Annotated in this window: 4 protein-coding genes and 1 other annotated feature; of the genes, 2 read left to right on the forward strand and 2 right to left on the reverse strand. The window is 25.7% G+C overall.

Features of this window, described 5'->3' with window-relative positions:
- Positions 1 to 42 precede the first annotated feature (42 nt).
- Positions 43 to 307 (forward strand) — a binding site (T-box leader).
- Between the two features lie 150 nt (positions 308 to 457).
- Together KGF52_RS20400 and miaB are read left to right on the forward strand one after the other, a co-directional pair.
- Positions 458 to 1009, forward strand: coding sequence for a tryptophan transporter (locus KGF52_RS20400; RefSeq protein WP_227841441.1), 552 nt, complete (start codon positions 458 to 460; stop codon positions 1007 to 1009).
- 352 nt (positions 1010 to 1361) lie between these two features.
- Complete coding sequence (miaB, locus tag KGF52_RS20405; protein ID WP_227841442.1) at positions 1362 to 2798, forward strand: tRNA (N6-isopentenyl adenosine(37)-C2)-methylthiotransferase MiaB; 1437 nt, start codon at positions 1362 to 1364, stop codon at positions 2796 to 2798.
- A 387-nt stretch (positions 2799 to 3185) separates the two neighbouring features.
- Here miaB and KGF52_RS20410 read toward each other — a convergent pair whose 3' ends face one another.
- Positions 3186 to 3524 carry a DUF3784 domain-containing protein gene (locus KGF52_RS20410; protein ID WP_227841443.1) on the reverse strand — a complete coding sequence of 113 codons (339 nt, stop codon included), beginning with the start codon at positions 3522 to 3524 and terminating at the stop codon, positions 3186 to 3188.
- Positions 3525 to 3824: 300 nt separating this feature from the next.
- Entirely contained in the window at positions 3825 to 4436 is a 612-nt protein-coding gene (locus KGF52_RS20415; RefSeq protein WP_227841444.1) for an NUDIX hydrolase, read from the reverse strand.
- Positions 4437 to 4478: the final 42 nt, after the last annotated feature.

Genomic DNA, 4478 nt, shown 5'->3' on the forward strand with positions numbered 1-4478 from the left:
AAGTAATATCATTATTTTAATGGTAAAACAATATATAATAAATTAAATCCTATGACAAGGAAGAGTAGTTAAATTTAGGTTCAATATAGAGAGCTAAGGATGGTGGAATCTTGGCAAGAAAAAATTTGATGAATGGGCCTTAGAGGAGTAAATCAAAATCATATTTTTGAGAGTAGACTTTATCGTCAGTCGCACGTTATAGCGAATAGGGTATGTAAGTACCTGATAATGAGATATATAAAAATTGAGTTTTATATTAAATTTTTATATAATTTAGGTGGCAACGCGGATAATCTCCGTCCTATTAATTTAGGACGGAGTTTTTTTATTTTACGAAAAATTCGATATGTAGAAGGTGGTGAAATAGATGTTATGAATTTCTAAAGCTAAAGAGGATGATTTAGAAGACTGGCAAAAAAATAAATTAAAAATTAAAAAATTAGGAGGAAATACAGAAATGAAAACAAATACAAAAAAACTAACTTTAAATGCAATACTTTTAGCAATAGGATTACTAATACATCAAATTACACCTGCTATAGGATTACCAATGAAACCAGATATACCACTAACAATGTTATTTGTAATATTAGTTTTAAATAGAGATGACTATAAAACTTGCTTAATAGCAGGAATAGTAACAGGTATATTTACAGCACTTACATCAAGTTTCCCAGGAGGTCAAGTTCCTAATATAATAGATAAAACTCTTACAGCAAATATAGTATTTTTATTAATATATGTTAGCTATAGAATGCCTTTTATAAAAAACTTATCTAAAAAAACACAGGATACTATAGTAGTTTCAATTATAATGCCAATAGGAACACTTGTGAGTGGAGCAATCTTTTTGTTAGCTGCTCAAGCTATAGTCGGTCTTCCAGGAGCTTCTTTTACAGCTTTATTCTTAACAATAGTATTACCAACTGTTTTAATAAATTTAGTTGCAGGAATATTTTTATTCAAGATTGTTAATTTATCAATAAGAAGGGTTAGTTACCAAAGTTAAAATTTGATTAGATATATGATTTATAATATTTTATTTAAAATCTATTTGATATGATAAAAAGTTTATTTTATAAAGACATTATGATTATTTCATTTTCTTAAATAAGATTAATTTAATATACTTGTATAGTATAAACTGAGTACATTATTAGATATCAATAGAAATATATTTTGTAGAATTGTAAATGGATTGATTTAAAATCTATTTTTATATAAAAGTAAAGTATAATAAAAGACAGCATTGAGCTGTCTTTTATTATACTTAAAACTTTAATAATACCTTTAAAAGATTTTTCTTATTTGATATAATTAAGGTTATGTGTAATATAAGAAATTAACTAGGAGGAATAGACGTGAGCAAAAGAAAACAAGTAACAATACCTATAGAGAAAATACAAGAACAAGATAAATATATAGAACAAATACACAGACAAAATGAAGAATACTTCAACAGAACAGGAAAGAGAAAACTCGTGTTTACTCAAACCTTTGGATGTCAAATGAATGAACATGATTCAGAAAAACTTTGTTCAATGTTAGAAGAAATGGGATACCAAATGTCAATGATAGTTGAAGAAAGTGATCTAATAATATATAACACATGTGCAGTAAGAGAAAATGCAGAGCTAAAAGTGTATGGAAATTTAGGTCAGTTAAAGCATCTAAAAGGAAAAAATCCAAACATGAAAATAGCTGTGTGTGGATGTATGATGCAACAACCACATGTTGTAGAAGAATTAAGAAAAAAATACAAACATGTAGACCTTGTATTTGGAACACATAATCTATATAAATTTCCACAATTACTTACAGAATCAATAAATTCTGACAAGATGTTAGTAGATGTATGGGATGTAGATGGAGAAGTAATAGAAGGTCTTAGAAGTAATAGAAAATTTGAATTAAAAGCATTTGTAAATATAATGTATGGATGCAATAATTTCTGTACCTATTGTATAGTTCCATATACAAGAGGAAGAGAAAGAAGTAGAACACCTGAAGATATAATTAACGAGATAAAAGAGCTTGTTTCAAATGGAACAAAAGAAATAACTTTGCTTGGACAAAATGTAGACTCGTATGGAAAAACACTTGAAAATCCAGTTGCATTCTCAGAACTTTTAAGAAAAGTTAATGATATAGAAGGAATTGAAAGAGTTAGATTTATGACATCTCATCCTAAAGACATATCTGATGAGGTGATATATGCAATTAGAGATTGTGACAAGGTGTGTGAATTTTTACATTTACCAATACAATGTGGAAGTAGTAGTCTTCTAAAAAAAATGAATAGACATTATACAAAGGAATATTATCTAGAAATAATAGAAAAGGCTAAAAAAGAAGTTCCAGATATTGCTTTTTCAACAGACTTAATGATAGGTTTTCCAGGAGAAACAGAAGAAGATTTAGAAGATACTCTAGATGTGGTTGAAAAAGTTAGATATGATTCAGCATTTACATTTATTTATTCTAAGAGACAGGGAACTCCTGCTGCTAAAATGGAAAATCAGATACCAGAAGAAATAAAACATGAAAGATTTAATAGAGTATTAGAAGCAGTAAATAGAATCTCAGCAGAGATAAATGATGAATATAAAAATAGAGTAGTTGAAGTTTTGGTCGAAGGAAGAAGCAAAAATAATGAAAATAAATTTGCTGGTAGAACTAGACAAAATAAACTTGTAAATTTTGAAGGTGGAAGTGATGATTTAATTGGAAAATTAGTTATGGTTAAAATCACTGAACCTAGAACATTTTCATTGAATGGTGTACTAGTAAATGATTAATACTGTATAAAATAATAAAATTATGTAAACCAATTGAAATAGATGTACTATAAAACAAAATATATTAAATTTTTTAATTTTAAGAACATATCATATATATTATGCTAATTTCAGTTTCTATTATAAATAAAAATAAATTTGATATAGGATGTAAATTAATTGTACATCTATTTTTTATTCTATTTTATCAAAGCTTACCTAACTATATTTAGTATTTCTTTATATATACTAAAATATTATATAATAGACTATGGGCATGCAGGAAAGGCAACTATACCATTATAAGTTTATATATGTTATTTTTTATAGAGCTTTTTAAATGCTAAAATATCTAATAGACATAAAAAAGCAGTCAATCTTTCACAATTAACTGCTACTTACTAATTTTTATTTTTTACATTTCTTATTAGAGTAATAGATGTTGAAAAGAACACTAGCAAGTATAACTATTATGAATATTACAGCAAATGGAAGCATTTTTTTTTCATCCATTTGTCCACTCTCTATTCTATATCCCAAAAATGACATGATAAATAACATTATAGATACAATAAAAGTAACAATACTAGAACTTCTACATAGTTTTTTTACATCATATCGAGCTTTTTCTTTATCACTCATAGTATTATAACCTGCTAATAACATACTTGCTTTTCCATTAAATAGCAATATACTTAAAATGAAAGAGGCAATTGCAATTATAACTGTGAATCCTACTGCAAACATTATAAGCACCTCCATATACTCTGATTTATCAGTTTACTTGTTTATTAATATTTTACCATAAACATACATTAAAATCATTTATTTCATATCTTAATCTTATTAGATATATTATCATACTATAATTTATTTATAGTGTGATATTAATAAATAGTGCTTAGCTTGAAATTGTATCAAAAATTGTGTAATAATAATTGAACAATAATCAAGTATAAAATATAATTTCATATCTTTTTTAGAATTTTAAATTTAGAAAATTTTAAAAACTTCGTATATAAAAATTTGAGTATTTGAATACAAGTATTATTCTGATAAGAAATTTAAAAAATTTTCTAATATCTTTGCTGTTATTCCCCAAATTACATAATCTTTATATTTATAAAATAGAACAGGATAACTTCCACTTTCAAATTTATAATCTTTTTGATTTGGAATTGAACCATATGGAAGATTTTCATCAGGAAAAACTTTGACTGTATTATTATAGGTATTTGGAGGATTTTCTAAAAGATATTTTATAGGTACCAAAAAAGTATGGTCAACTTCACCCTTATTTATATTTAAATTATTGATGTTCTTTATATATCCTAAATAGGGATGTATTATAAATTTTACAGGCGTTATAAGTAAGTCAAGACTTGCTATAACTTCTATATTGTCATTAAAAGTTCCAAGTTCCTCACATGTCTCTCTAATAACGGCTTCATAAGGAGTTTCGTTAGACTCTATTTTTCCACCTGGAAAAGAAATTTCATTGGGTTGATGCTTTAAATTTTTTGAGCGAACTTCAAATAATATATGATGTATGTTATTTATTTCTACTATTGGAATTAATACAGATGCTCTTTTCATATTTTCATAACCGTTTATATATGGTTTGTAATCTTTAAATTTATTTTTAATATTGTTTATCATTTTTTCCCTTTCTCTATTATACACTTACCCCTGCCAACAATT

Origin of the sequence: Clostridioides sp. ZZV15-6597 (assembly GCF_020657815.1) — a bacterium.
Lineage (GTDB): Bacteria > Bacillota > Clostridia > Peptostreptococcales > Peptostreptococcaceae > Clostridioides.

What these genes read in the sequence shown, in the direction of transcription:
- KGF52_RS20415 (WP_227841444.1), bottom strand. Translation starts at nt 4,436, where the DNA reads ATGATAAACAATATTAAAAATAAATTTAAAGATTACAAACCATATATA.
- KGF52_RS20410 (WP_227841443.1), bottom strand. Translation starts at nt 3,524, where the DNA reads ATGTTTGCAGTAGGATTCACAGTTATAATTGCAATTGCCTCTTTCATT.
- KGF52_RS20400 (WP_227841441.1), top strand. Translation starts at nt 458, where the DNA reads ATGAAAACAAATACAAAAAAACTAACTTTAAATGCAATACTTTTAGCA.